This is a genomic window from Xanthomonas vasicola, assembly GCF_000772705.2.
Classification (GTDB): Bacteria; Pseudomonadota; Gammaproteobacteria; order Xanthomonadales; family Xanthomonadaceae; genus Xanthomonas; species Xanthomonas vasicola.
The window spans coordinates 1-22,286 of sequence record NZ_JSBW02000052.1; the positions used below are offsets into that span (position 1 = coordinate 1).

The 22,286-nt window shown below is 64.5% G+C and carries 23 protein-coding genes, 2 other RNA genes and 1 pseudogene; 16 read left to right on the forward strand and 10 right to left on the reverse strand.

The window, feature by feature from the left end:
• Positions 1-268: 268 nt before the first annotated feature.
• On the reverse strand, positions 269-535 hold the full coding sequence (locus tag NX05_RS14790) for a DksA/TraR family C4-type zinc finger protein (protein ID WP_010366027.1): 267 nt from the start codon (positions 533-535) through the stop codon (positions 269-271).
• A gap of 174 nt (positions 536-709) precedes the next feature.
• Between NX05_RS14790 and NX05_RS14795 the strand changes: the two genes are divergently transcribed.
• Positions 710-964, forward strand: coding sequence for a DUF2789 domain-containing protein (locus tag NX05_RS14795; protein ID WP_039435536.1), 255 nt, complete (start codon positions 710-712; stop codon positions 962-964).
• Positions 965-1,122: 158 nt separating this feature from the next.
• On the opposite strand, the gene NX05_RS22785 is transcribed toward NX05_RS14795, so the two are convergent.
• Positions 1,123-1,296 (reverse strand): DUF1328 domain-containing protein, encoded by a 174-nt coding sequence (locus NX05_RS22785; RefSeq protein ID WP_010366023.1) that lies wholly within the window; start codon positions 1,294-1,296, stop codon positions 1,123-1,125.
• Between the two features lie 411 nt (positions 1,297-1,707).
• Here NX05_RS22785 and NX05_RS22790 point away from each other — a divergent pair.
• From NX05_RS22790 to NX05_RS14810, 4 genes are all read left to right on the forward strand, one after another.
• Positions 1,708-1,782, forward strand: a non-coding RNA gene (locus NX05_RS22790) — sX9 sRNA.
• Between the two features lie 57 nt (positions 1,783-1,839).
• Complete coding sequence (locus tag NX05_RS14800) at positions 1,840-2,367, forward strand: M48 family metallopeptidase (RefSeq protein ID WP_039435733.1); 528 nt, start codon at positions 1,840-1,842, stop codon at positions 2,365-2,367.
• 35 nt (positions 2,368-2,402) lie between these two features.
• Positions 2,403-3,659, forward strand: coding sequence for a 2OG-Fe(II) oxygenase (locus NX05_RS14805; RefSeq protein WP_039435538.1), 1,257 nt, complete (start codon positions 2,403-2,405; stop codon positions 3,657-3,659).
• A gap of 156 nt (positions 3,660-3,815) precedes the next feature.
• Positions 3,816-4,916, forward strand: a complete 1,101-nt coding sequence (locus NX05_RS14810) for a Glu/Leu/Phe/Val dehydrogenase dimerization domain-containing protein (protein ID WP_010380487.1) — start codon at positions 3,816-3,818, stop codon at positions 4,914-4,916.
• A gap of 60 nt (positions 4,917-4,976) precedes the next feature.
• Here the strand turns inward: NX05_RS14810 and NX05_RS14815 are convergent, their stop codons facing one another.
• Positions 4,977-7,814: a S8 family serine peptidase gene (locus tag NX05_RS14815; protein WP_039435540.1), complete on the reverse strand. Its 2,838-nt coding sequence runs from the start codon at positions 7,812-7,814 to the stop codon at positions 4,977-4,979.
• A 155-nt stretch (positions 7,815-7,969) separates the two neighbouring features.
• Between NX05_RS14815 and NX05_RS14820 the strand changes: the two genes are divergently transcribed.
• Positions 7,970-9,145 (forward strand): thiolase family protein, encoded by a 1,176-nt coding sequence (locus NX05_RS14820; RefSeq protein WP_039435551.1) that lies wholly within the window; start codon positions 7,970-7,972, stop codon positions 9,143-9,145.
• A 122-nt stretch (positions 9,146-9,267) separates the two neighbouring features.
• The gene (locus NX05_RS14825) at positions 9,268-9,609 is read left to right on the forward strand and encodes a hypothetical protein (protein WP_010366013.1); all 342 of its coding nucleotides are present in this window, start codon (positions 9,268-9,270) and stop codon (positions 9,607-9,609) included.
• A 69-nt stretch (positions 9,610-9,678) separates the two neighbouring features.
• Here NX05_RS14825 and NX05_RS24475 read toward each other — a convergent pair whose 3' ends face one another.
• Positions 9,679-9,855, reverse strand: coding sequence for a hypothetical protein (locus tag NX05_RS24475; protein ID WP_164722225.1), 177 nt, complete (start codon positions 9,853-9,855; stop codon positions 9,679-9,681).
• Here NX05_RS24475 and NX05_RS14830 point away from each other — a divergent pair.
• From NX05_RS14830 to pdeM, 9 genes and pseudogenes are all read left to right on the forward strand, one after another.
• Positions 9,839-10,165: an XAC1346 family secretion chaperone gene (locus NX05_RS14830; RefSeq protein WP_010366009.1), complete on the forward strand. Its 327-nt coding sequence runs from the start codon at positions 9,839-9,841 to the stop codon at positions 10,163-10,165. The genes NX05_RS24475 and NX05_RS14830 overlap by 17 nt on opposite strands.
• A 110-nt stretch (positions 10,166-10,275) precedes the next feature.
• Positions 10,276-10,793 (forward strand): annotated as a pseudogene (locus tag NX05_RS14835) (CHASE3 domain-containing protein); the annotation flags it as partial.
• Positions 10,794-10,980: 187 nt separating this feature from the next.
• Positions 10,981-11,541 carry a bactofilin family protein gene (locus tag NX05_RS14840; RefSeq protein ID WP_039435554.1) on the forward strand — a complete coding sequence of 187 codons (561 nt, stop codon included), beginning with the start codon at positions 10,981-10,983 and terminating at the stop codon, positions 11,539-11,541.
• Positions 11,538-11,903 carry a hypothetical protein gene (locus tag NX05_RS14845; protein ID WP_039435557.1) on the forward strand — a complete coding sequence of 122 codons (366 nt, stop codon included), beginning with the start codon at positions 11,538-11,540 and terminating at the stop codon, positions 11,901-11,903. Before NX05_RS14840 ends, NX05_RS14845 begins: the two co-directional genes overlap by 4 nt.
• Before the next feature lie 95 nt (positions 11,904-11,998).
• Complete coding sequence (locus NX05_RS14850) at positions 11,999-13,021, forward strand: ligase-associated DNA damage response exonuclease (protein ID WP_010366003.1); 1,023 nt, start codon at positions 11,999-12,001, stop codon at positions 13,019-13,021.
• Entirely contained in the window at positions 13,018-13,239 is a 222-nt protein-coding gene (locus tag NX05_RS14855) for a hypothetical protein (RefSeq protein WP_039435559.1), read from the forward strand. The genes NX05_RS14850 and NX05_RS14855 overlap by 4 nt, the downstream gene beginning before the upstream one ends.
• Entirely contained in the window at positions 13,236-14,840 is a 1,605-nt protein-coding gene (locus NX05_RS14860; protein ID WP_039435562.1) for an ATP-dependent DNA ligase, read from the forward strand. Before NX05_RS14855 ends, NX05_RS14860 begins: the two co-directional genes overlap by 4 nt.
• The gene (locus NX05_RS14865; RefSeq protein WP_039435565.1) at positions 14,837-17,338 is read left to right on the forward strand and encodes a ligase-associated DNA damage response DEXH box helicase; all 2,502 of its coding nucleotides are present in this window, start codon (positions 14,837-14,839) and stop codon (positions 17,336-17,338) included. The genes NX05_RS14860 and NX05_RS14865 overlap by 4 nt, the downstream gene beginning before the upstream one ends.
• On the forward strand, positions 17,328-17,972 hold the full coding sequence (pdeM, locus tag NX05_RS14870) for a ligase-associated DNA damage response endonuclease PdeM (RefSeq protein WP_039435567.1): 645 nt from the start codon (positions 17,328-17,330) through the stop codon (positions 17,970-17,972). Before NX05_RS14865 ends, pdeM begins: the two co-directional genes overlap by 11 nt.
• A 41-nt stretch (positions 17,973-18,013) precedes the next feature.
• Here the strand turns inward: pdeM and NX05_RS22795 are convergent.
• The 6 genes from NX05_RS22795 to nagZ form a co-directional block, all read right to left on the reverse strand.
• A non-coding RNA gene (locus NX05_RS22795) (sX9 sRNA) lies at positions 18,014-18,087 on the reverse strand.
• 59 nt (positions 18,088-18,146) lie between these two features.
• A complete protein-coding gene (locus NX05_RS14875; protein WP_039435570.1) occupies positions 18,147-19,412 on the reverse strand; it encodes an FAD-dependent oxidoreductase in 1,266 nt (421 codons plus the stop codon).
• A gap of 94 nt (positions 19,413-19,506) precedes the next feature.
• Positions 19,507-19,713 carry a transcription antiterminator/RNA stability regulator CspE gene (gene cspE, locus NX05_RS14880; RefSeq protein WP_003488188.1) on the reverse strand — a complete coding sequence of 69 codons (207 nt, stop codon included), beginning with the start codon at positions 19,711-19,713 and terminating at the stop codon, positions 19,507-19,509.
• An 87-nt stretch (positions 19,714-19,800) separates the two neighbouring features.
• On the reverse strand, positions 19,801-20,553 hold the full coding sequence (locus NX05_RS14885) for an S-methyl-5'-thioinosine phosphorylase (RefSeq protein WP_039435573.1): 753 nt from the start codon (positions 20,551-20,553) through the stop codon (positions 19,801-19,803).
• Between the two features lie 87 nt (positions 20,554-20,640).
• Complete coding sequence (locus NX05_RS14890) at positions 20,641-21,195, reverse strand: hypoxanthine-guanine phosphoribosyltransferase (protein WP_039435576.1); 555 nt, start codon at positions 21,193-21,195, stop codon at positions 20,641-20,643.
• Entirely contained in the window at positions 21,195-22,199 is a 1,005-nt protein-coding gene (nagZ, locus tag NX05_RS14895; RefSeq protein WP_039435580.1) for a beta-N-acetylhexosaminidase, read from the reverse strand. Before nagZ ends, NX05_RS14890 begins: the two co-directional genes overlap by 1 nt.
• Positions 22,200-22,286: the final 87 nt, after the last annotated feature.

Consider the following 22,286-nt stretch of genomic DNA (forward strand, 5'->3'; position numbering starts at 1 on the left):
GCGCTGGCTGCTGCGCTGGATCGCGTTTTTGCGTGCCTGGATGCGGGCGATGGAATGGCCATCCTTTAGCCACGTGCCGCTGTCACAGACGGCACGGGGCGCTTGAAGGGGATTTTTCAGGGACAACCAATTACGACGACGCAGGCAAGTGGTAGCACCTGCGAATACAAGAGGCGCCATTGCAGCGCCCGCTTGTTATGGCGATGCCGCGCTCACGGAGGGGGTAGTCGCCGCACCGCCTGCAGCGTTGGGAATAAACATCACTCACTCAACGCAGCTGACTATCCTTGCTGCCGCGACGGTTGTAGCCGCCTTGCGCCGCCTGCTCCAGGTCGTGCGCTTCCTGGCAGTTCACGCATAAGCGCACGCCAGGCACTGCCTTGCGGCGTGCCTCGGGAATCGGTGCCTCGCAGTCTTCGCAGTGCGTCAAACTCGGGCCCTGATGCAGCTGGCTGCGCGCACGCTTGATCGCATCGTCGACTGTGGCATCGATCTGGTCCTGTACCGCTCCATCACCCGCCCATCCGGTCGCCATGATCGCTACACCTCACTGGTCTGGATACAGATATGGTCATTCGTGCAGGCAAATCCAAGCCGCGCGTGCACAGTACCCTCAAGCTGAGTGCTCTAGCATTCAAATCACCGCCACCTGCCGGCACGCGCGGCAAGTGGCCAGGCACTCAGTCATCCGCACTCTCAAGGAACCGCAATGGAACAGCCCGTCCACCCGTTTTCCGAACTATTCGCCCAGCTGGGCCTGCCCTCCGACGAAGCCAGCATTCGCAGCTTCATCGCCGAGCACTCTCCGCTGCCGGGCGATATGCGCCTGGAAGAGGCGCCGTTCTGGACGCCTGCGCAATCCCAGCTGTTGCGCGAAGAACGCCTCGACGATGCCGACTGGATCTTGACCATTGATCAGCTCAATATCGCCCTCCATACGACGGCAGACAACACGGGCGTTTGAGCACCGCACCTGCAGGCGCAAGTTACGCTTGAGACCGCCTGCGGCTGGCATGCTTGCCGGCTGATTCGCAGAACAAAAAAGGAGCGACCGCTGGTCGCTCCTTCGATAACCGGTAATGCAGCTAGGCAGCGAAGCGCGTGCCAGGCGGCGTGCCTGCGTCAGGTTACTTTCTTGGCAATCGTCATGCCCAGCACGAACAGCACGATGGCAAGGATGATGCCGGCCCAGAACAGGAACTTGGCGATGCCCATCGCAGCGCCGGCCATGCCGCCGAAGCCAAGCGCACCGGCGATCAAGCCGATAATTGCGAAAATAATGGCCCACTTAATGATGATGTTGTCTCCTCATCGGCACCGTGCCGTTGTTTGATCGTCTGCTTGCGACTTAACGCCGCAAAACATGCACCGCACGCTACCGATTCGAATGTGCCGCATTCGTGAATGCGCCTGACACACGCTGCAATATGTGCGTTACGTTCAAAGGGCGATCGCCATTGAGATAGAACTGCGGATGCGTCGTGAAAAGGTCATCACGGCTCGTCAGCGCGCCGCCCATCACTCACTGAAGCGGCCACCGCTTTTCGCACGGCAGTGTGCAGTCCAATTCATCGCAACATCCGATCGCAGCAGACGCCCACACCGGCCGTCCATCGATGCTCAGCGAGCATGCTCTGCCCGTCCTTAGAGCAGCCGACAAAATGACTGCGCGCCCGCCAGGCCGGCGCGGCGGTGCTCGGAATCGGCATACCATTCGTACACCGCAGTTCTGAGCACGCCGTCCGCGCCCACCTGACAGCTGCTTGCTACGTTTTGTCAGCCGCTCTCGATCACTCACTTGCACGTGTGGATTCGCCAGCAGCTGCCGCATCGGCGATCATGCGCGCTTCGCAGCGATCGATCGCCATGGACACTCTTCGCTACCTCATCGGCTATCCGCCTGCCGTCCTGGATCAAGTACGCGAGTTGATTGCACAGGACAAGCTCGCCACCGTAATGGCGCGGCGTTATCCGGACCGGCACGCGATCCGCACCGATCGCCATCTCTATGAGTACGTCAAGGCGATGAAGGAGCGCTACATGCGTTCATCGCCTACCTTGCACAAGGCGATGTACGACAACCATCTGCAGGTGGTGAAGCATGCGCTGGGCACGCATACTGCGATTTCGCGCGTGCACGGCGGCCGCCTGAAGGCCAGCCGCGAAATCCGCATTGCCTCCGTGTTTCGTGACGCGCCAGAGCCTTTTCTGCAGATGATCGTGGCGCACGAACTGGCGCATCTGAAGGAAGCCGATCACAACAAGGCCTTCTACCAGCTCTGCAACCACATGACCCCGGACTACCACCAACTGGAGTTCGACCTGCGCCTGTATCTGACACAGTTGGCCCTGTCTGCCCATAGCTGATCGCGCGGTACACGTGCAAGGCTTAGGATAAGTGCATGCAGCCCTCCCCGCTTGCAGACCTCACCCGTGCCGCGCAACGCCAGCAACCCGGCGCGATTAATGCGCTGGCCCAGGCGCTGGTGCGTGCCGGCCAGCCGGAAGAAGCCTTTGTCTGGTATTCGCGCAGTGCGGCCGCAGGCGATGCACTGGCCCAGATTGAAGTTGGCCGCATGCGCGCCTACGGCGTCGGCTGCGAAGTGGACGTCGACCAGGCGCGTGCGCAGTGGGAGCTGGCTGAGCGGCAGGGCGCTGCGGCAGCACGGTATTTGCTGGCTACCCTGGCTGTAGGAGAGCAGCCGCTGGCGCTGGACGGCTCGGCGTTCGACCGGCTGCAGGCGGCAGCGGCTGCCGGCTACCCGCCTGCGCTACGCGCCCTCGCCATCCAGTACGGACGCGTGGCGCATCCGGATCGGCAACGTCAGTGCGTCGCCCTGCTCGAACGCGCCGCGGCAGCGGGCGATGCCGTCTCCGCTGGCCTGCTGGCCGAGCGCCTGCTGCGCGGGGAAGGCGTGCCGCCCCAGCCCGATGCCGCTGCGCAGCTGTGGCGGCAACTGCAAGCCCTTGGCATGACTGCATTGCCCGATGTGTTTATCGCACCACCCGATCCCGCGCATGACACTGCCGATCACCGCATCGATTTCGCACCCCGCACTGGCCCTGTGCAGCGCCACGCAGCTCCGCTCATCGAAGAATATGCGGGGGTACTGTCGGCCGACGAATGCCGCTTGCTAATGCTGCTGGCGCGACCGCATTTGCGTGGCTCGCAGGTGATCGACCCCAACGATGCCAGCACGCAGCGCGCACCGGTCCGCACCAGCCGAGGCGCGACCCTGGACCCGATCATCGAAGACTTCGCCGCGCGTGTTGCACAGGCGCGGCTGGCGGCCTGCGCACAGCTGACACTGACCCACGCAGAGCCGCTCTCGGTGCTGTGCTACGCGCCGGGCGAGCAGTACCGCGCGCACCGCGACTATCTGCCGCCTGGAACGATTGCTGCCGACCGTCCCAACGCCGGCAACCGCCAGCGCACCGTCTGCGTCTATCTCAATGTTGTCGATGCCGGCGGCGAAACAGAATTTCCGCTGGCAGGCGTTCGCGTGCAGCCGCGCCCCGGTGCGCTGGTGTGCTTCGACAACCTGCATGCCGATGGCCGCCCCAACGCCGATTCGCTGCACGCTGGCCTACCGGTCACAGCAGGTAGCAAATGGTTGGGAACGCTGTGGTTCCGGCAGCAGTGCTACCGGGATTGGTGAACAGATTCATACACACCCCCGTGCCGACGTGGTTTAAAATGTTGCAGCGCGACGTGACCGGACAGGATCTGCAAACGTCGCGTTTTTTGTTTCCCACTGCACGGGTGCATACCCGGCTTCAGGGAAGGCACATCACGCAGCCCCGCGGAGCCTTCGATGCTTTTCGAAACCCTCGATACCACCGGCCACGAGCAGGTGATTTTCTGTCACAACCGCGACGCCGGACTCAAGGCGATCATCGCCTTGCACAGCACGCGCCTTGGGCCAGCGTTGGGTGGCGTGCGCATGCGCCCCTACCCCAATAGCGAGGCGGCGCTCAACGACGCGCTGCGGCTGAGCCGCACCATGACTTACAAGAACGCCCTCGCCGGCCTGAACGTTGGCGGCGGCAAGGCGGTGATCATCGGCGACCCCAGAACCGACAAGACCGAAGCGCTGTTCCGCGCCTTCGGCCGGTTTGTCGACACCCTGGGCGGGCGCTACATCACCTCTGAGGACGTCGGCACCGACGTCAACGACATGGAACAGATCTACCTGGAAAGCGAATACGTCACCGGCGTACACCAGGTGCATCGCGGCTCAGGCGACCCGGCCCCGTTCACTGCATATGGCGCGCTGCAGGCGCTAATGGCCTCACTCAACCGCAAGCTCGGTCACGAAGAAGTCGGCAAGGCCAGCATCGCGATCCAGGGCCTGGGCCATATCGGCATGGAGCTGGTGAAGCTGCTCAAGGAACGCGGCGCAAAACTCTACGTGGCCGACCTGAATCAGGCGCTGGTGGACCGCGCGGTGGCCGAATACGGCGCAGAAGCGGTGCGCCCGGATGAAATCCATCAGGTGGCGGCCGACGTGTTTGCCCCCTGCGCTTTGGAAGGCGCCATCAACGAAGAGACGCTGCCGCAACTCAAGGCCAAGATCATTTGCGGCACGGCCAACAATCAACTTGCCAGCGCCGTCATCGGCGAAGAACTGCATCGGCGCGGCATTCTGTATGCGCCCGATTATGTGGTAAATGCCGGCGGGGTGATGAATGTGTCGCTGGAGATCGACGGCTACAACCGCGAACGTGCGATGCGGCTGATCCGCAGCATTTATCACAACCTGGAAAAGGTCTTCGATGTATCCAAACAGTTGGATATCTCGCCGCAGCAGGCGGCCGATCAGATTGCCGAAGCGCGCATCGAAGCCATCAGCAAACTCAAATTACCGCTGGGCCGCACCGCACCGCGCTTTCTGCACAAGCTACGCGGCGAGTGAAGCCCTGTCCAGGCGCGCTGCCTGGACAGGGAACACATGCATCAGACAGATAAGCGCCGATCAGAAATCGGCGCTGTAACGCAGACTCAACGCGCGATCGTCGCCGCGCTCGCCCACTCGCTGGTCGTAGCCGAAATGCAGCTGGCTTTGCTGACCCAACGGCGCTGCCGCGGTAATCCCGAACAGACCACCCGAGCGTGCCGGCTGCATGCCACGCAACGGCGCCCACGCATCCACCCCGACGAAACTGGCATCCAGCGTCACGCCATCGCTGCTCAGCGCCTGCTGCCATTCCAAATAGCCGCCCAGCTGGATACCGCGCCAGCGATACGCCGAGCGCACGCCGGCAAGCACCTGCGTGCGCGATGACGTACTCGCGTTGGCGCGCAAGCCGAAGCCATCGCCGCCGCTTTCGCGAAAGCCGTCGCTGCGCAAACGCACGTAATCCAGGCCCATATACGGCGTCAGGCTTGCATGCACACCACCCAGGCGGTACCCGGTTTCCAGATTGCTGCTGAGGTAACTGCCGCTGTAATCGCTGAAGGCGCTGCTGCGGTCTTCGCCCAGCTGCAGGGTGCGCTCGATCTGCCGATTGACGTTGCCAAAGCCCATCTGGCCCAGCGTGTACGCAGCGCCCAACGTCGTGCCCCAATACAGCTGCGCCTGCACCTGACGATCGCGCCCGCGAGCACCATCCAGATCGCCCAGACTGCTGGAGCGCGTTTGGCCGAATGCAAAACCGGTGACCGCACCGGACGCCAGACGTAGATCGCTGCCCATCATCCAGCCGGAAGTAGCAAAGCCCGAGGTGGTCGCACCGCCCTCACCCGGCCCGCCAAGTGCCCGCTGCCAGTTGCCCAACAGGCGCGGCTGTTGCGACAGGGCATCGAAATGCGATGCCAGTGCGCGGCGGCCCAGATCGATAGTGTCGAACGTCATCGCGGCAGATTCCGCATGCGCACGCCCAGACAGACTGCGCAGCGAGTCTGCAGCGGCCTTGGCGGTTGGCGATTGCTGCAACGCAGCTGCGGCGCGAATGAAGTCGCCGCTCAGTGCACCGTTGCCCTGGAACTGCTGCGCATCCACCTTCTGAAAGGCCTGCTCGACGCGAATGGCCGAGTCCATCGATGCGGTGCCGATTGCGCCAAGCGATGCGGCGACCGCCGTGACATCCATGCGCTGCAGCGAGATATACGCAGTATTAGCGTCGTAGCTGGGTGTCGCAGTCAGAAAGGTCACGGCCGGCCCGCTGCTCAGCGTATCGAACGTGCCTTGCAGGCCATTGGTGGCTTGCAGCACTGGATAGGTCGTGTTGTTGACGACGTAATCGCGCCGGCCGAGCAACTGTAGGTCGCCTGCGATGGTCGCCGTGCCGGCGACATTCAAACGGTCGCCCACATTTACTGCCAGGCGCCCGTTGCTGGCCTGGGTGTAATTGCCGGTAATGGACGCAGTCGCGCCATTGACCTGCAACGTACCGGCGTTTTCAACCTGCCCACCGATCCTGCCGGCGCCGACCAGGCTCGCACTATTGGCGATACTCACGCGCGTACTCTGCAAACTGGCAGTCTGCAAGGTGCCAGCGAGTACCTGGGTATCGCCGGTGAAGCTATTGGCCGTGCTGCTCAATACCAACGTGCCGGTGCCGCGCTTGGTCAGGCCGCCGGTGCCACTGATGTCGTTGGCCCAGGTCGAACGCAAGGTGGTGACGTTGACATCCACCGTGCCCCAATCGAAGCGTGCCGGCCCCAGCACTGCCTTGCCGACATCGAGCAACCCATAACCGAACACCGGGTCCACGCCCGCAGCACCTAGATCGGTGGCGGTTCCCAGCAAGGTCTGGCGCACCAGATCATTGTTGAAATACGGAAACGCCTGCCACACCAACGCAGCCGCACCCGAGACCAGCGGCGCCGCGAACGAGGTGCCGCTGCCGTAGAAATAACGGATGTTGCTGGCGGTGGCGTCGGGATCAATGAACAGCGAGGTCCCCGGCGCAACCAGGCAATAGCGCATCGCCACACCGCACGCATTGGAGTACGACGCCAGCTGCGTCGGGTTGGCGGTATCCAGCGCGCCAACCACCAGCCAGCCGCGCTCCAGATCGGCCGCCGGCAGCGTTCCATTCGGGCCGGGCTGGCTCGGCAGTGCCGCAGTATCCGAAGGCTGCGAGCGCGACTCATTGCCCGACGCGAACACCACCAGCCCATCATTACTGAGAATGAAAGGGCGGTATTCCTGCGCGATCTGATTGGTCACCGTCGGGTCGTTCCAATACAGGCCGCCCCACGAATTGTTCATGATGCGCACGCCTGCACTGATCAGATCGGCATGCACCGGCCCCAAGCCAAGCGGGCCATCGACCTCGTTGCCATCGCCGCTACCGTCATCCACCGGTGCGCGGTCGCTGATGATGCGCGCAGACACCAGACCGGCGCCGGGGGCAATACCGCCGGGCCACTGACCAACCGCACGCCCGGCCGCCAGCTCGGCCACCACGGTACCGTGCCCGACCACATCGCCCACAGCGGTGTTGTTTGTACGCGGATCCACATAGATGAAGCTGTCGCTGACGCGTCCCTGCAACGCCGGATGATTGGCATTGATGCCGGTATCGATAACGCCGATGCGATACCCGGCACCGGTAAAGCCGAGCGCTTGCGCTGCGCGCGCATTGGTCAATGCGAGGTGCGCATCGATCGCCGGTTCTGGAATCGTGGGTGTCACCGGCGGCGGCGGTGATGTCGGCGGCGGAGGCGGTGGTGGAGAGGTCGGCGGCGGTGCGGCCGGGGTGTTTGGACGGATACCGGCTCCGCCCCCACCACCGCCGCCGCACGCGGTCAACGCAACAGCAAGCGCCGAGGCCAGCACAGTCCTGGCGACGTCTTTCTTCTTCATTTGGTGTTCTCCCCGAACCCATTCCATGGATGGGGCCCGATCGGGCCCGAATAACGCTTTGCTTACTTTAATCGGAAAGCGCGCGCGCAGGTGCGCGTGCTGGCGCGGCGCGACCATGAGGCAGATAATCGTTTCACTTTAAACGGTATCTGCCCATGTCCGACATCGTCATCGTTGCTGCCAAACGTACTGCCATCGGCTCGTTCCTCGGCCAATTCAACGGAGTGCCGGCACCGACACTCGCCGCCGCTGCAATCCAGGGCGCGCTCGCGCAGTCCGGCATCGCGCCGGCCGACGTGTCCGAAGTCATCGTTGGCTGCGTGCTGTCAGCCAATCTCGGCCAGGCACCGGCGCGTCAGGCCGCGATCGCTGCGGGCATTCCTACCTCGACCGGCGCTACCACCATCAACAAGGTCTGCGGCTCGGGCATGAAGGCGATCATGTTCGGACACGACTTGATCAAGGCCGGTTCGGCCAGCATCGTGGTGGCCGGCGGCATGGAATCGATGAGCAATGCGCCGCATCTGCTGCCCAACTCGCGCACCGGCAATCGCTACGGCAACTTTCAGGCAGTCGATCACATGGCCTGGGATGGTCTGACCAACCCGTACGACGGCCAGGCCATGGGCGTGTTCGGCGAGGCCACTGCCGAAAGATTCGGCTTCAGCCGCGCCGACCAGGACGCATTCGCCATTGCCTCGGTGGAACGCGCGCAGGCCGCGCAGCGCAGTGGCGCGTTTGCCGACGAAATCGTTCCGGTGACGGTGGCTACGCGCAAGGGCGAGGTCGTCGTCGACAGCGATGAGCAGCCGGGCAAATCCGACGTGACCAAGATTCCGACCTTGAAGCCCGCCTTCAAGAAAGACGGCAGCGTGACTGCGGCCAGCTCCTCCAGTATTTCCGATGGCGCAGCGATCACTGTGCTGATGAGCGCAGACCACGCGCAGCGCCGCGGCGTGACGCCGCTGGCGCGCATCGTCGGCCATGTCACCCACTCTCAGGAGCCGGAGTGGTTCACCACCGCGCCGGTCGCTGCAATCCAATCGCTGGTCGGCAAGCTCGGCTGGCAATTGGACGAGGTGGATCTGTTCGAAATCAACGAAGCGTTTGCCGTCGTGGCAATGGCGCCGATCAAGCAACTCGGCATCGCGCACGATAAAGTCAATGTGCATGGCGGCGCCTGCGCATTGGGTCATCCGATCGGCGCATCCGGCGCGCGTTTAGTGGTGACATTGGTGAACGCGTTGCGCAGCCGCGGTGGCAAGCGCGGAATCGCGACGCTATGCATCGGCGGCGGCGAAGCGACTGCCATTGCTATCGAATTGATTTGATTATCTTTAACGGCGATTTTGCAAAACTGAATGCGCGTGCGCTTGACACTCGTCTTGTGGCCGTCATCATGTCGGGGGCGCGCAATAGCGCGTTGCCTAATCTAACGACGAGGATTGAAACAATGACCATTAACAAGCTGCTGATCGCAATGGCTCTGGGCCTGGCCCTGACCGCTTGCTCGAAGCCGGAACAGGCTCAGGACGCTGCTGCTTCGGCTAACGAAGCTGCTACCGACGCTCAGACCGCTGCTGACCAGGCCGCTGCCTCGGGCTCGCAGTCGGCTGACGCCGCTCAGGCTGCTGCCAACACCGCTGCTGCTTCGGCCGACACCGCTGCTGACGCTGCTCAGGCTGCTTCCGGCGCCGCGACCGACGCTGCTGCTGACCAGGCTGCCGACGCTGCCAAGACGGCTGAAGACACCGCCAAGGCTGCTAAGGACACCGCAGAAGAAGCCAAGAAGTAATTACTTCTTGACTCCAAGCGGGTTCGGGAAAAGCCGCTGGTTTCCAGCGGCTTTTTCTTTGCCTGCGATTCAAGTGATGTAGGCCGCATCCACCGACACAATCACCAGCAACACAGAAGCCTGCGTCTTTCCACCCGGAGGCTGAATGGCCGGCCGCGCATTGACGCAGGCTGCATCGGCCCCTGCATAAGCTCCCGCTTCCACCACCGGAACAGGAACAGGACCACCCATGAAGATGATCCGCATGCTGTCGTTGGGCGCCATCGCCGCCCTCACCCTTGCTGCCTGTCAGGGCCCGGATGCCGAGCAGGCACGCCGCGATGCCGCGTCTGCCGCCAAGCACGCCGCCGCCGCGACTGAGCAGGCCGCTGACCGCGCTGCAGTGGAGGCGAAGGCCGCAACTGCCGATGCACGCGTGGCTGCACGCGAATTGGCCGCAGACGCCAGCCGCGCTACCGCCAATGCGGCCGATGCCACCGCCGACAAGACGCGCGAAATGGCCAACAAAGCCGAACAGAACGCCGACAAGCACGACGCCGATCACGCGCAGCACTGAGTCCGGACACCTTCTGCAGCATCCCGCAACGCGCCGGCCATGTGCCGGCGCGCTTGCATCTGCAAAGGGGGCGACTCGTGTTGTCCAGCCCGGCAGCCCAGCATTCGCGTATGCCCTCTTCTTTTACATCGCGTCGGCGCAACCAGCTGGCGCTGATTTTCTCTGCGCTGATCTTTGTCGTCATCGGAATCGGCATCTTCATCGGTGCACGTCGTTCACTGGCCGATGCCGCGCTGGTGTCGCACACCCACGAGGTGATCGGCCGCGTCGACGAGATCCAGGCCCGCGTGCTCGATGCCGAATCGGCGCAGCGCGGCTTCCTGCTCACCGGCAACGACGCCTATCTGCTGGACTACCAGACCAGCGTCCAACGTCTGCCGATCCTGCTCGACAACCCGCGCCGCCTGATCGTCGACAACCCTGCACAGGAACAGCACCTGACGCAGCTGCAACGCCTGGTGGAAACGCGCCTACAGCAGATTCAGCACGTGGACTGGAGCAGGCACGTGCCGACATCCGGCAAAGCGCCTTCCGTACTGTCAGCGCGATCCGCGAGCAGGCATTGGTCACTGCCTCGATTGGCGTGGCCAGCTTCCCGGCCGATGGCGAACAAGGTGCGAGCCTGATCCAAAAAGCCGATGCAGCGCTGTATCGCGCCAAGCACCGCGGGCGCAATCGGGTCGAGCGATACGGCGCTGTCATGGACACGGTGGACTGAGTACGCACGCCGTCCATCGCGGATTGCGTAATTCGTCACACAAAAGATCTAGTTGCCCAGCGATAGTCGGTGTCGACCCCTAAAGCGAGGCAGTCCGATGTCGATGTGGCGCGATCAAGGTCCCAACAAGAAAGACGGCGTTCCGGTCACCCCCGAGGTTCCTGCTGCCGATGGGCGGCTGTTCACTGCCGAGGCCAGCCCGGCGCCGCCGGTACCCGCCGCCGCCACGCCCAGCGTTGCACCGACGGCTACGGCTACGCAGCAGCGTCACAGCGAGGCGAAAGAGTCGCTGATCGCTGCGGATATCAGCATCGAAGGCAAGATCGAAGGCGCCGGCCATGTGCGTCTGGCCGGCCGCTTCAAGGGCGATGTCAACGTCAAGGGAGATCTCACCATCGAACGCGGTGCCAAGCTCAACGGCGGCGTGCGCGCCAATAAGGTGATCATTGCCGGCGAACTGGAAGGCAACATCGAATCGGCCGCACAAGTCGAGTTGCAGACCTCCGGCGTATTGGTCGGCGACGTCAAGGCCGGCAGTCTCACCGTGGCATCGGGTGCGCGCATGCGCGGCCAGGCCGATTTCGGCTGGGGCGATGATGGCGGCAAGCCGGCCACGGCCAGCAAGGCGGTGGCCAGCGGAGACAGCGACGCCACATGAGTGCACTCCGCCCGGGCACGCCCGGCGCCACGCGCAGCTGCCCGCATTGCAAGGCGACAATCCTGGAAAGCGCCAGTGTCTGCCCTGCCTGCAAGCATCATCTGCGCTTCGATTCGGCGGCTGCGCAACACGCGCAGCCGGCGCCGATCGTGCCGCTCAAGGTCGACGGCACCATTCGCCACCCGCCCGATGGCGATCCGTGGGAATACACCGTGGTGGTCGTGGTGCGTAACGGTAAGGGCGAGGAAATTCGCCGTCACGTGGTCGATGTCGGCGCGATGCACGGCGGCGAAGAACGCGGCTTTACCCTGGCAGTGGAAGCAACCGCGGTGCGTTCGCCGGGGCGGCGTACGCGACATTAGCTGCCCGCGGTTTGCGGCCGTTTGTCGCACGAATGCGATGTCGCATCTCATTTCCATTCTCAGGATCTGCACACCGGCTTGGCCAGAGTTGCCGCATGCGCAACGGCAACGACGAGACCTCTCAAACACGCCGCGATCTGGTGGTACTCGGCCCCGAGGGCCTGTATTGCCCGCAAGGCGATTTTCATATCGACCCATGGCGGCCGGTGCCACGCGCGGTAATCACGCATGGTCACGGCGATCACGCCCGCAGCGGCATGGGCGAATACCACTGCACCCGCGAAAGCCTGTCCATCCTGCAATGGCGGCTGGGCGAACAGGTCTATCACACGCACGCCGACGGTGAAGCGTTTCAGCTTGGGCGTGCGCGCGTCTCGCTGCACCCGGCCGGGCACGTATTGGGGTCGGCGCAGGTGCGCATCGAAGTGGATGGCGAAGTCTGGGTTGCCTCCGGCGATTACAAGCGCCAGCCCGATCCCACCTGCAAGCAGTTCGAGGTGGTGCCTTGCGACACCTTCATCACCGAGGCGACCTTCGGCTTGCCGGTGTATCGCTGGCCAGATACCTCGGAGGTGGCGGCCGATATCTCTGCCTGGCGCCGCGAATGCGCCGAACGCGGCGAAGCGGCCATTCTCTATTGCTATGCGCTGGGCAAGGCGCAGCGCGTGCTGGCCGAATTGCGTGCTTGGGAAACGCAGCCGGCATTGCTGCACGGCGCGGTCGCGGTGGGCGTGGAGGTGTATCGCCAGGCCGGCGTCCCGATGTTGGACACCCAACCCGTTAGCGAGCATGCGCGCGGCGCCGACTATGCCGGGCAATTGGTCATCGCCCCACCATCGGCGGCCGGCAGCGCCTGGATTCGTCGGTTCCGCAGCGCGCAACAAGGCTTCGCTTCCGGCTGGATGCGCATCCGCGGCAATCGCCGTCGGCGCAATTACGACCGTGGGTTTGTCGTGTCCGACCACGCCGACTGGCCGGACCTGCTGCGCACCATCGAAGAGACCGGCGCACGGCGCGTGATCGCCACGCATGGCAATACCGATGCACTGATCCAGCATCTGCTCGAACGCGGCGTCGCAGCGGAAGCCTTCCGCACCGATTTCGGAGCCGAGGAATGAACCCGCTGCCCGCACGTCGGTATGTTCGCGCACGTCCGCGCATTCGCTTGAGCGGTGCGCTCGTGTTCCGTCGGCACGCGTTGGCGTTTTGCATGCATCGCAACGCTCCCGCAGCCAGCATCGGCCCACCGCAGCCGCAGCGGCGCGCACGCGTGTTCGCTGCGTTTACCCGACGCGCACTGGAGCTGCGGCGCACAACGCCGCAGGCCGTGCCGTGAAGCGTTTCGCAGCGTTGTACCGCACCCTGGATCGCAGCACCGGCACGCTCGACAAGCGCGCCGCGCTGGTGGCGTATTTCCGCGAGGCGCCGGCGCTGGACGCGGCGTGGGCGCTGTATCTGCTGGCTGGTGGCAAGGTGGCCAGCGCGCGCATGCGCATTGCCAGCAGCGGCGAATTGCGTGAGTGGATTACCGATACTGCCGGCATTGCCGATTGGCTGGTGGCTGACAGCTACGACCACGTAGGCGATCTGGCCGAAACATTGGCCTTGCTGCTGGACGATCCGGTCACCGAGGCAGCCGATCTGCCATTGGCCGAGTGGATCGAGCAGCGCCTGCTGCCGATCGCCAACCAAGACGTGGAGGTGCGCAAGGCCTGCATTGTGCAGGCGTGGCGCAGCCTGGCCTTCGACGAGCGCCTGGTGTTCAACAAGCTGCTCACCGGCGCGCTGCGCGTGGGCGTGTCGCAGCGGCTTGTGCAGCAGGCGTTGGCCGAATTGTCGGGCGTGGATATCGCACGCATCGCGCAGCGCATGCTCGGCAGTTGGCGGCCGCATGCGACCTATCTTGCGGATTTATTGACCAACGAAGAACTCCCCGGCGACCGCCAGCAGCCCTACCCGTTCTTTCTGGCGTCGCCGCTGGAAGCCGAGGTGGAAACGCTGGGCGCGGTCGATGACTGGCTGCTGGAATGGAAATGGGACGGCATTCGCCTGCAGCTGATTCGCCGTGCGGGTGAGGCGGCTCTGTGGTCGCGCGGCGAAGAACGCCTGGATGGACGCTTTCCGGAAATCGAACACGCCGCAATGCAGTTGCCCGATGGCACTGTCATCGATGGCGAGCTGCTGGCCTGGCAAGCAGAACAGCCCGTGCCGATGCCATTTACTGCATTGCAGACGCGCATCCAGCGGCTCAAGCCTGGGCCCAAGACCTTGACCGCCGCACCCGCGCGCGTGGTGGCCTACGACCTGCTGGAACTGGCTGGCGAAGACCTGCGCGGGCACCCGCTACGGGAGCGGCGCGCGTTGCTGGAAGGCGTGCTCGCCACGCTGGCAGATCCGCGCATCGTCGCCTCGCCGCTGGTGCAGGTCAGCGATTGGCAGGCCGCAGCGCAGGTGCGTGTGGAAGCGCGCGAGCGCGGTGTGGAAGGGCTGATGCTAAAGCGCGCCAGTTCGGTCTATCAATCCGGTCGCCGGCGCGGTGATTGGTGGAAATGGAAGATCGACCCGCTCACCATCGATGCCGTGCTGCTGTACGCACAAGCTGGTCATGGCCGACGCAGCACGCTCTACACCGACTACACCTTCGGGCTGTGGCATGAAGGCCAACTGGTGCCAATCGCCAAGGCGTATTCGGGCCTGGACGACAAAGAAATCTTGCAGTTGGATCGCTGGATTCGTGCCAACACCACCGAGCGTTTCGGCCCGGTGCGCGCGGTCACGGCGCATCATGTCTTCGAGCTGGGGTTTGAAGCGGTGAACCGTAGCGCGCGGCACAAGTCCGGCATCGCAGTGCGCTTCCCGCGCATCCTGCGTTGGCGCCAGGACAAGCCGATGGCCGAAGCCGACCATCTGAGTACCCTGCAGGCACTGGCGCGGTGAGTGCCACGCAGCAGACACACGGCACGCCATTGCAGCAATGGCGTGCCTGGTTCGCGCAGCGCGGCTGGGCGCCGCTGCCATTCCAGCGCGAGGTATGGAAGCGCTATCTCGATGGCGAATCCGGCTTGTTGCACACGCCCACCGGCAGCGGCAAGACGCTGGCGGCGTTCGGCGGGCCGTTACTGGACGCATTGGCAGCGCGCGGGCGCACGTCACCGATTAAACAAGGCAAACCCGCTTCGCCTGCGCGCCGCCAGCAGCAACGCAATCTGCAAGTGTTGTGGATCACGCCGTTGCGCGCACTGGCCGCCGACACCGCACGTGCGCTGCGCGAGCCGGTGGAGGCATTGGGACTGGATTGGCAGGTGGGCTTGCGCACCGGCGATGCCAGCGCGCGCGACAAGCGCCTGGCACGCAGCGGCAAGCTCGATGTATTGGTTACCACGCCCGAATCGCTGGCCTTGCTGTTGTCGTATCCGGATACCGCGCCACAACTGTCGGCGCTGCGCTGCGTGATCGTGGACGAGTGGCACGAGCTGCTCGGCAACAAGCGCGGCGTGCTGTTGCAGCTGTGTCTTGCGCGCCTGCGCGGATGGACGCCGCAACTGCGCATTTGGGGGCTGTCGGCCACGCTGGGCAATTTGTCGCAGGCGCGCGATGTGTTGTTGCCGCATCGCCCAGAGGCAGCGCTGGTCTCCGGCGTGAAACCGCGCACGATGACGCTGGAAACCTTGTTGCCGGAAAGTGGCGAGCGCTTTCCGTGGGCGGGCCATCTTGGCCTGGCGCAACTGGCGCGCGTGCTGCAGAAGATCATGCAACAGCGCACCAGCCTGGTGTTTACCAACACACGTGCGCAAGCCGAGCTATGGCATCAAGCCTTGAGTGCTGTGTGGCCCGACGATCTAGCCACGCTCGCGCTGCATCACGGCTCGCTGGATCCAGCGCTACGCGCAGCAGCAGAGCGTGGGTTGGCCGACGGCAGCCTGCGCTGCGTGGTGGCCACCTCCAGCCTGGATCTGGGCGTCGACTTCCCGGCCGTGGATCAAGTGCTGCAGATCGGCAGCCCGAAAGGCATTGCACGCCTGCTGCAACGCGCCGGCCGCGCGCGCCATCGTCCCGGCGAATCCGGCCACGTGGTGTGCGTGCCTTCGCATGCGTTGGAGTTAGTCGAATACGCGGCGGCACGCCGCGCGCTGGTGCATGGCCAGATCGAAGCGCGGCCGCCACCGCGGCTATCGCTGGACGTGCTGGCGCAGCACTGCGTCACCCTCGCCCTCGGCGGCGGCTTTCACGCCGATGCGTTATTCGAAGAAATACGCGGTACCGATGCCTTCACCGCGCTGGAAACAACCACCTGGAACGCGGTGCTGGATTTCATCGTGCAAGGTGGCAGCGCGTTGGCGCATTACCCGGATTTCCACAAGGTGGTTCGCGACGACGACGGCATGTACCGCGTGATCGACCGGCGCGTCGCGCTGCGGCATCGGCTGTCCATCGGCACGATCACCAGCGATGGCAGCGTACGCGTGCAGTTCCTGCGCGGCGGGCGGCTGGGCGCGGTGGAAGAACAATTCATCGGCCGCCTGCGCCGCGGCGACCGCTTTCAATTCGCCGGCCGCTTGCTGGAACTGGTGCGCCTGGAAGACATGACCGCCTACGTGCGCGTGGCCAAGGGCGGCAGTGGCGTGGTGCCGAAATGGATGGGCGGACGCATGCCGCTGTCGTCGGCATTGGGGCGCGAGGTGGAAGCGGTGTTCGCTGATCCCGGCGATGCACCGGAAATGCAGGCGTTGGCGCCGTTGTTGCAGCTGCAGGCGTCGCTGTCTTCGTTGCCGGGGCCGGATCATCTGCTGGTGGAAAGCATCAAGGCGCGCGACGGCAGGCACGTGTTCGTGTATCCGTTCGCCGGCCGGCAGGTCAACGAAGGCCTGGCGGCGTTGCTTGCGGCACGTTGGGGTCGACGCCAGCGCAACACGTTTAGCTTCGCGGCCAACGACTATGGCTTTGTGCTGTCGCCGGCGCAGGATGTCGACATCGATCCCGATGTGCTGCAGACCCTGTTGTCGCCGGTGGACCTGTTCGACGATCTGCGCGACAGCCTCAATCTGGGCGAGCTGGCCCGCCGGCAATTCCGCGAGATCGCGCGCGTGGCCGGGCTGTTGTCGCCCTCGTTGCCTGGGCGTGCGCCGCGCAGCCTGCGGCAGCTGCAGGCTTCTAGTGGTTTGCTGTATGACGTGTTGCAGCGCTTCGACCCCGATCATCTGCTGCTTGCGCAAGCCGAACGCGAAGTGTTCGAAGGCCAGCTCGAACTGGCGCGGCTTGCGCATGCGCTGGAAGATTGCGCGCGCCGCGAGCTTCGTCTGTGCAAACCGCGCAGCCTCACTCCGTTGTCGTTCCCGCTCTGGGCAGAACGCATGCGTGGGCAACTAAGTACCGAAGATTGGAGGGCGCGCGTCTTGCGCGCTGCCGAACAACTGGAGCGCAAGCATGGGCGATAGCGTGCAGCTGCAGCTGGCCGGCGAAACCGTGGAATTGCTCGGCGAACGCGCGTTGTATCGCCCGGCGCAACGTGCGCTGTTGATTGCCGATTTGCACCTTGGAAAAGCCGATGTGTTTCGACGTGCCGGCATCGGCCTGCCGGCCGGCGGCACCGCGCATGATCTGGAGCGGCTGGATGCGTTGCTGGAACAACGCGATGTGCAGGCGCTATGGATCCTGGGCGACCTGCTACATGGCCCAGCACCACGCGCCGCCTGGCATCGTCGCTGGAGCGCATGGCGCGAGCAACACTACGCGTTGCGTGTGATCGCGATCCGCGGCAATCACGATCGCGCACTGGCCGGTGCGGACCTGCATATCGAAGCCGCTGGTGAACAGGTCGAAGACGGCCCCTTCGTGCTGCGTCACGACCCGTTGCCGCACCCTAATCGCTACGTGCTGTGCGGGCATCTGCATCCACTGGCCAAGCTGCCGGGACTGTCGCGGCGCTGGCCGGCGTTCTGGTTACGCGAACGCGTCACCATCCTGCCGGCGTTCTCGCAGTTCACCGCAGGCATCGTGCCGACGCTGACACAAGGCGAACGCCTGGTTGCCTGCGTGGAAGGCGACGCGATCGCATTGCCGGTGTGTTAACCAGCACCGCAAAGGCGCCGGCCAACGCTGCGACTAAGCGCGGCTAACAAAACGTAGCGAGTCGCCATCAGTTGGGTGCGGACGGCGCAGAGGACACGGAGTGTTCGTGGTACATGCCGATTCCGAGTGCCGGCCGCGCCAACCTGGAAGACGCGTAGGAGTTTATCGGGCGCTCTACGCAGCCACTTCGGCTTTATCGTCGGCCACACGCGCCACCGGTTGCGCTAACGCGTCAATGAAATCCGGTGCCAACGCCAGCTTGCCGAACCAGCCATGCTGGGTGCCGCTGAGCACGCGCAGCATATGCCCGCGTCCGCCTGGCACGCGTCCCATCGGGCGTAGCAGCAGGTCGCGGCCTTGTGCCCAGAGATCACGTTCTGACTGGAACAACGGCGTCAGCCAGCGGCTCCAGCGGTGATAGATCGCTACATGCGCCTGCCGCTCGCGTTGATAGCGCTGCAAGGCATCGTCCAGATCGGCGCCTGATCGCAAGGCATCGCGCATCGCCAATGCATCCAGCAGAGCCATGTTCACGCCCTGCCCCAATTGCGGGCTCATCGCGTGCGCGGCATCGCCGGCAAGCACGAAGCGGCCGCGATGCCAGCGCGCCACCACCGCATCGCGATAACTCGCGCGTGCCAGTGCGCCGTGCACCTGCACGGTGGCAAGGCGCGCGTGCGCTTCGGGCCACATCTGCGCCACTTCATCGCGCCAGGCCGCGATGCCGCGCTGTTCCCACGCAACGAAATCGCTGCACGGCAGGCTCCAGAAAAAACTCAGCCGCGGCGTGTCATCGCCCGGGCGCGTGCCCACTGGCAGCAAACCAATCATCTTGCGTGCGCCGATATAGCGCTGGCGCAATTCGTCCACGAACGGCCAGTCTTCGCGCGGCAACAGACACCACAGTGCGCCCCAGGGATACACCCGATCCAGCTGCGTTCCTTGCGTCTGCGCACGCAGCGTGGAGGCCGAGCCGTCGGCGGCGATGATCAGATCGTAAGGGCCATGCCAGTGCCCGCGCTGATCCTGTACGCGCACGCCCTCGTGATCGATCGCGGTGATCTGCGTATCCGCATGCAGTTGCGCGTGCTGCGGCCAAGCCTCGCGCAGCAGCGTAAACAAGGCGCCGCGCTGCATGCCCACACCCATCAGGCGCGCATCCAGATCGCGGTACTGCATATCCATCACTGCCCGCCCGCAGGGCGTGTCGCCATACAAGCGACGCACCGGTGCGCCATGCGCAAGCGCCTGTGGCAGCAAGCCCATATTCCAGAGCACCTGCAGGCCGCTGGGCTGCAGCAGAAAGCCTGCGCCTAACGGCCCGGGCGCAGGCGCGCGCTCAAAGACCTCCAGCTGATGCCCATCGGCGCCCAGCAGCACTGCCAGTGCTTGCCCCGCCGTTCCGTAGCCCACCACTGCAATACGTAATGCTTGTTGCATCGTCCCTGCTCTGTTTCGCCAATACTTCCGCGCACAACCGGCGCAAAAAAAACCCCGCCGTGGCGGGGTTCTTCAACCGCACAATCGAGTCAGATTACTCGACCGGCGTGATGTTCGAAGCCTGAGCACCCTTGGGCCCCTGGGTCACGTCATAACTGACGCGCTGGCCTTCCTGCAGGCTGCGGAAGCCCTTGGAATTGATCGCGGAGAAGTGCGCGAAGACATCGGCGCTGCCGTCCTCCGGTGAGATGAAGCCAAATCCCTTGGCGTCGTTGAACCACTTGACGGTACCGTTCGGCATGGTGATGCGAGACCTTTGCAATAATTAATGGGTGGTGTACGGCGGTGCGTACGCGCCGAGTATGCAAAGCTTATGCCCCGATGACAATCACCCGCGTGCAAGTTCGCCAATCAGCTCGGGCAAGCCGGACGAGGCGGCGTCGACGTTGGCCAACACCTCGGCCATGGTGATTTCCTGCGCATCGCCGCAACCGGCCGCCCAATTGGCCACAATCGCCAAACACGCATATTCCAGGCCTTTTTCGCGCGCCAGGCCCGCTTCGGGCATACCGGTCATGCCCACCAGATCGCAGCCATCGCGACGCATGCGTGTGATCTCTGCAATCGTTTCCAGCCGTGGTCCTTGCGTCGCACCGTAGCAACCGCCGGCCACCATCGTGACGCCGGTCACTTTGGCTGCCGCAATCACCTTGCTGCGAAACATTGGCGAATACGGATGGCCGAAATCCACGTGCTGCACCTCGCTGCCAGGCTCTTCGCAGAAGGTGGACACGCGGCCCCAGGTGTAATCGATCAGCTGGTTCGGGCAGGCAAGCACGCGCGGTCCGAACTGTTCGGTGATACCGCCCACGGTGTTGAGCGCCAGCACCCGCGAGGCACCGATTTGCTGCAGTGCAGCGATGTTCGCGCGGTAATTGACCTTGTGCGGCGGCAGCGAATGGCCTTCGCCATGGCGTGCCAGGAAGGCGACGCGGTGGCCAAGCAGCATGCCGACGCGGATTGGTCCGGACGGCGCGCCGTAGGGCGTTTCGACGTCGTGCGACTGAACATCGTCCAGCTGCGCGAGCTGGTAGACACCAGTGCCGCCAATGACGGCCAATGCGATGGAATTTGCGAACACAACCGACCTCTGCAACAAATCAACAACGGTGCGCGCAGCAAGACGCGCTCGGCAGCTCGCATTTCTGCGAGCGTGAAAAACTGCGGGTTACTGCTTCATCGCATAGATGGCAGGAATGCCACGCAGCTGCTCGCTCACGTCCATGCCGAAGCCGAACACGTAGCGGTCTGCCACTTCCACGCCCACGTAATCGGCCGTCACGCCGGGTACGCAGCGGTCGTGACGCTTGACGGTCAACACCGCCACGCGCACGTCGGTGGCGCCCTGCTCCAGGCACCACTGGCGCACGCCCTGCAGCGTGTAACCCTCATCGAGAATATCGTCGACCAGGATCACCCGGCGGCCGAACAGCGCAGTGGCTGGGCGGTGCTTCCACACCAATTCGCCACCGGTGGTTTCGCCGCGATAGCGCGTGGCATGCAGGTAATCGAACTGCAGGTCCTGGCCACGTGCGCCCAGTTCCAGCGCCAACTGGCCGGAGAACGGCAGCGCGCCGTGCATGATGGTGAGATACACCGGCACTTCGCCGGCATAGTCGCGTGCGATCGCGCCGGCGATGGTGGCGACGGCGGCATCGATGGCCGGACGGTCGACCAACAGATCGGCTTGGGCCAGGGCCTGGGAAATGGTGAGCGTGGACATCAGGCAGTTGTTCCGAAATGGGCAGAAGGAGGAGTGGTGAATGAGGCGTCGGTGCCGGCGAGCAGGCCATCCCAGCCCAGTGCGCCGCGGCCGATCAGGCCGATCAGTGCGGCGGTATTGAGGTTACGGCCCTGCACGGCCTGCAACGATTCGGCGACCAGTTCCGGGTGGCAGACCAGCACCACGTCGCAGCCGGCATCCAGATGCGCGTGCACCCGGCCTGCCACGCCGCCGGCACTGAACGAGGCGGCCATGCCGATATCATCGGAAAAGACCACGCCACGGAAGCCCATCTGGCCGCGCAGGATCTGTTCGATCCAGCGCTGCGAATAACCGGCCGGTTCTGGGGCGACTTGCGGGTAGACCACGTGCGCCATCATCACTGCGTCCGCGCCGGCCTCGATGCCAGCCACGAACGGCACCAGATCTTCGGCCTGCAAGACCTCCAGCGGCCGTGGGTCGCTGGCGTGATCCACATGGGTATCTTCCAGCACGGTGCCGTGGCCCGGGAAATGCTTGAGCGTGGCGGCCATGCCGGCGCCGTGCAGTGCATGCACATAGACGCGGGTGAAGGTGGCCACAATCTGCGGGTCGTCGCTGAAAGCGCGATCGCCGATGGCGCGATTACCGCGACCCAGATCCACCACCGGCGCAAAGCTCAGGTCCACGCCACTGGCGCGGACCTCGCTGGCCATCAGCTGCGCATGCGCGCGTGCGGCAGCCAGTGCGGCGTCGGGGTCCTGCATGTACTGCGCACCGAAACTTTGCAACGGCGCCAGCGCGCTGAATCCTTCGCGAAACCGCTGCACGCGCCCGCCTTCCTGATCCACGCAGATCAGCACCGGGCGCGGCGCGGCGGCGCGAATCGCTGCCGACAGCTCGGCCACCTGGGTGCGCGAGGCGACGTTGCGCTTGAACAGCACCACGCCGGCAACCGCATCGTGCTGTAGCCAGTCGCGTTCCTGTGCGCTGAGTGTGGTACCGGCAACGCCGATCAGAAGCATGTTGGGGGACTCCCGGGCTAGGCGCCTTGGTGGCGCAGCGCGGCATTGTCGCAGATGCGCGTGGCAGCGTCAGATCGCGCATTCAGC

Bases quoted from the DNA above. Each gene is read 5' to 3' on its own strand.
- NX05_RS14820 (WP_039435551.1), top strand. From the start codon at position 7,970: ATGTCCGACATCGTCATCGTTGCTGCCAAACGTACTGCCATCGGCTCG.
- NX05_RS14795 (WP_039435536.1), top strand. From the start codon at position 710: ATGGAACAGCCCGTCCACCCGTTTTCCGAACTATTCGCCCAGCTGGGC.
- NX05_RS14825 (WP_010366013.1), top strand. From the start codon at position 9,268: ATGACCATTAACAAGCTGCTGATCGCAATGGCTCTGGGCCTGGCCCTG.
- NX05_RS14830 (WP_010366009.1), top strand. From the start codon at position 9,839: ATGAAGATGATCCGCATGCTGTCGTTGGGCGCCATCGCCGCCCTCACC.
- NX05_RS14810 (WP_010380487.1), top strand. From the start codon at position 3,816: ATGCTTTTCGAAACCCTCGATACCACCGGCCACGAGCAGGTGATTTTC.
- NX05_RS14850 (WP_010366003.1), top strand. From the start codon at position 11,999: ATGCGCAACGGCAACGACGAGACCTCTCAAACACGCCGCGATCTGGTG.
- NX05_RS14845 (WP_039435557.1), top strand. From the start codon at position 11,538: ATGAGTGCACTCCGCCCGGGCACGCCCGGCGCCACGCGCAGCTGCCCG.
- NX05_RS14790 (WP_010366027.1), bottom strand. From the start codon at position 535: ATGGCGACCGGATGGGCGGGTGATGGAGCGGTACAGGACCAGATCGAT.
- NX05_RS14890 (WP_039435576.1), bottom strand. From the start codon at position 21,195: ATGTCCACGCTCACCATTTCCCAGGCCCTGGCCCAAGCCGATCTGTTG.
- NX05_RS14875 (WP_039435570.1), bottom strand. From the start codon at position 19,412: ATGCAACAAGCATTACGTATTGCAGTGGTGGGCTACGGAACGGCGGGG.
- NX05_RS14840 (WP_039435554.1), top strand. From the start codon at position 10,981: ATGTCGATGTGGCGCGATCAAGGTCCCAACAAGAAAGACGGCGTTCCG.
- pdeM (WP_039435567.1), top strand. From the start codon at position 17,328: ATGGGCGATAGCGTGCAGCTGCAGCTGGCCGGCGAAACCGTGGAATTG.
- NX05_RS14855 (WP_039435559.1), top strand. From the start codon at position 13,018: ATGAACCCGCTGCCCGCACGTCGGTATGTTCGCGCACGTCCGCGCATT.
- NX05_RS24475 (WP_164722225.1), bottom strand. From the start codon at position 9,855: ATGCGGATCATCTTCATGGGTGGTCCTGTTCCTGTTCCGGTGGTGGAA.
- NX05_RS14815 (WP_039435540.1), bottom strand. From the start codon at position 7,814: ATGAAGAAGAAAGACGTCGCCAGGACTGTGCTGGCCTCGGCGCTTGCT.
- NX05_RS14805 (WP_039435538.1), top strand. From the start codon at position 2,403: ATGCAGCCCTCCCCGCTTGCAGACCTCACCCGTGCCGCGCAACGCCAG.
- cspE (WP_003488188.1), bottom strand. From the start codon at position 19,713: ATGCCGAACGGTACCGTCAAGTGGTTCAACGACGCCAAGGGATTTGGC.
- NX05_RS14800 (WP_039435733.1), top strand. From the start codon at position 1,840: ATGCGCGCTTCGCAGCGATCGATCGCCATGGACACTCTTCGCTACCTC.
- nagZ (WP_039435580.1), bottom strand. From the start codon at position 22,199: ATGCTTCTGATCGGCGTTGCCGGTACCACACTCAGCGCACAGGAACGC.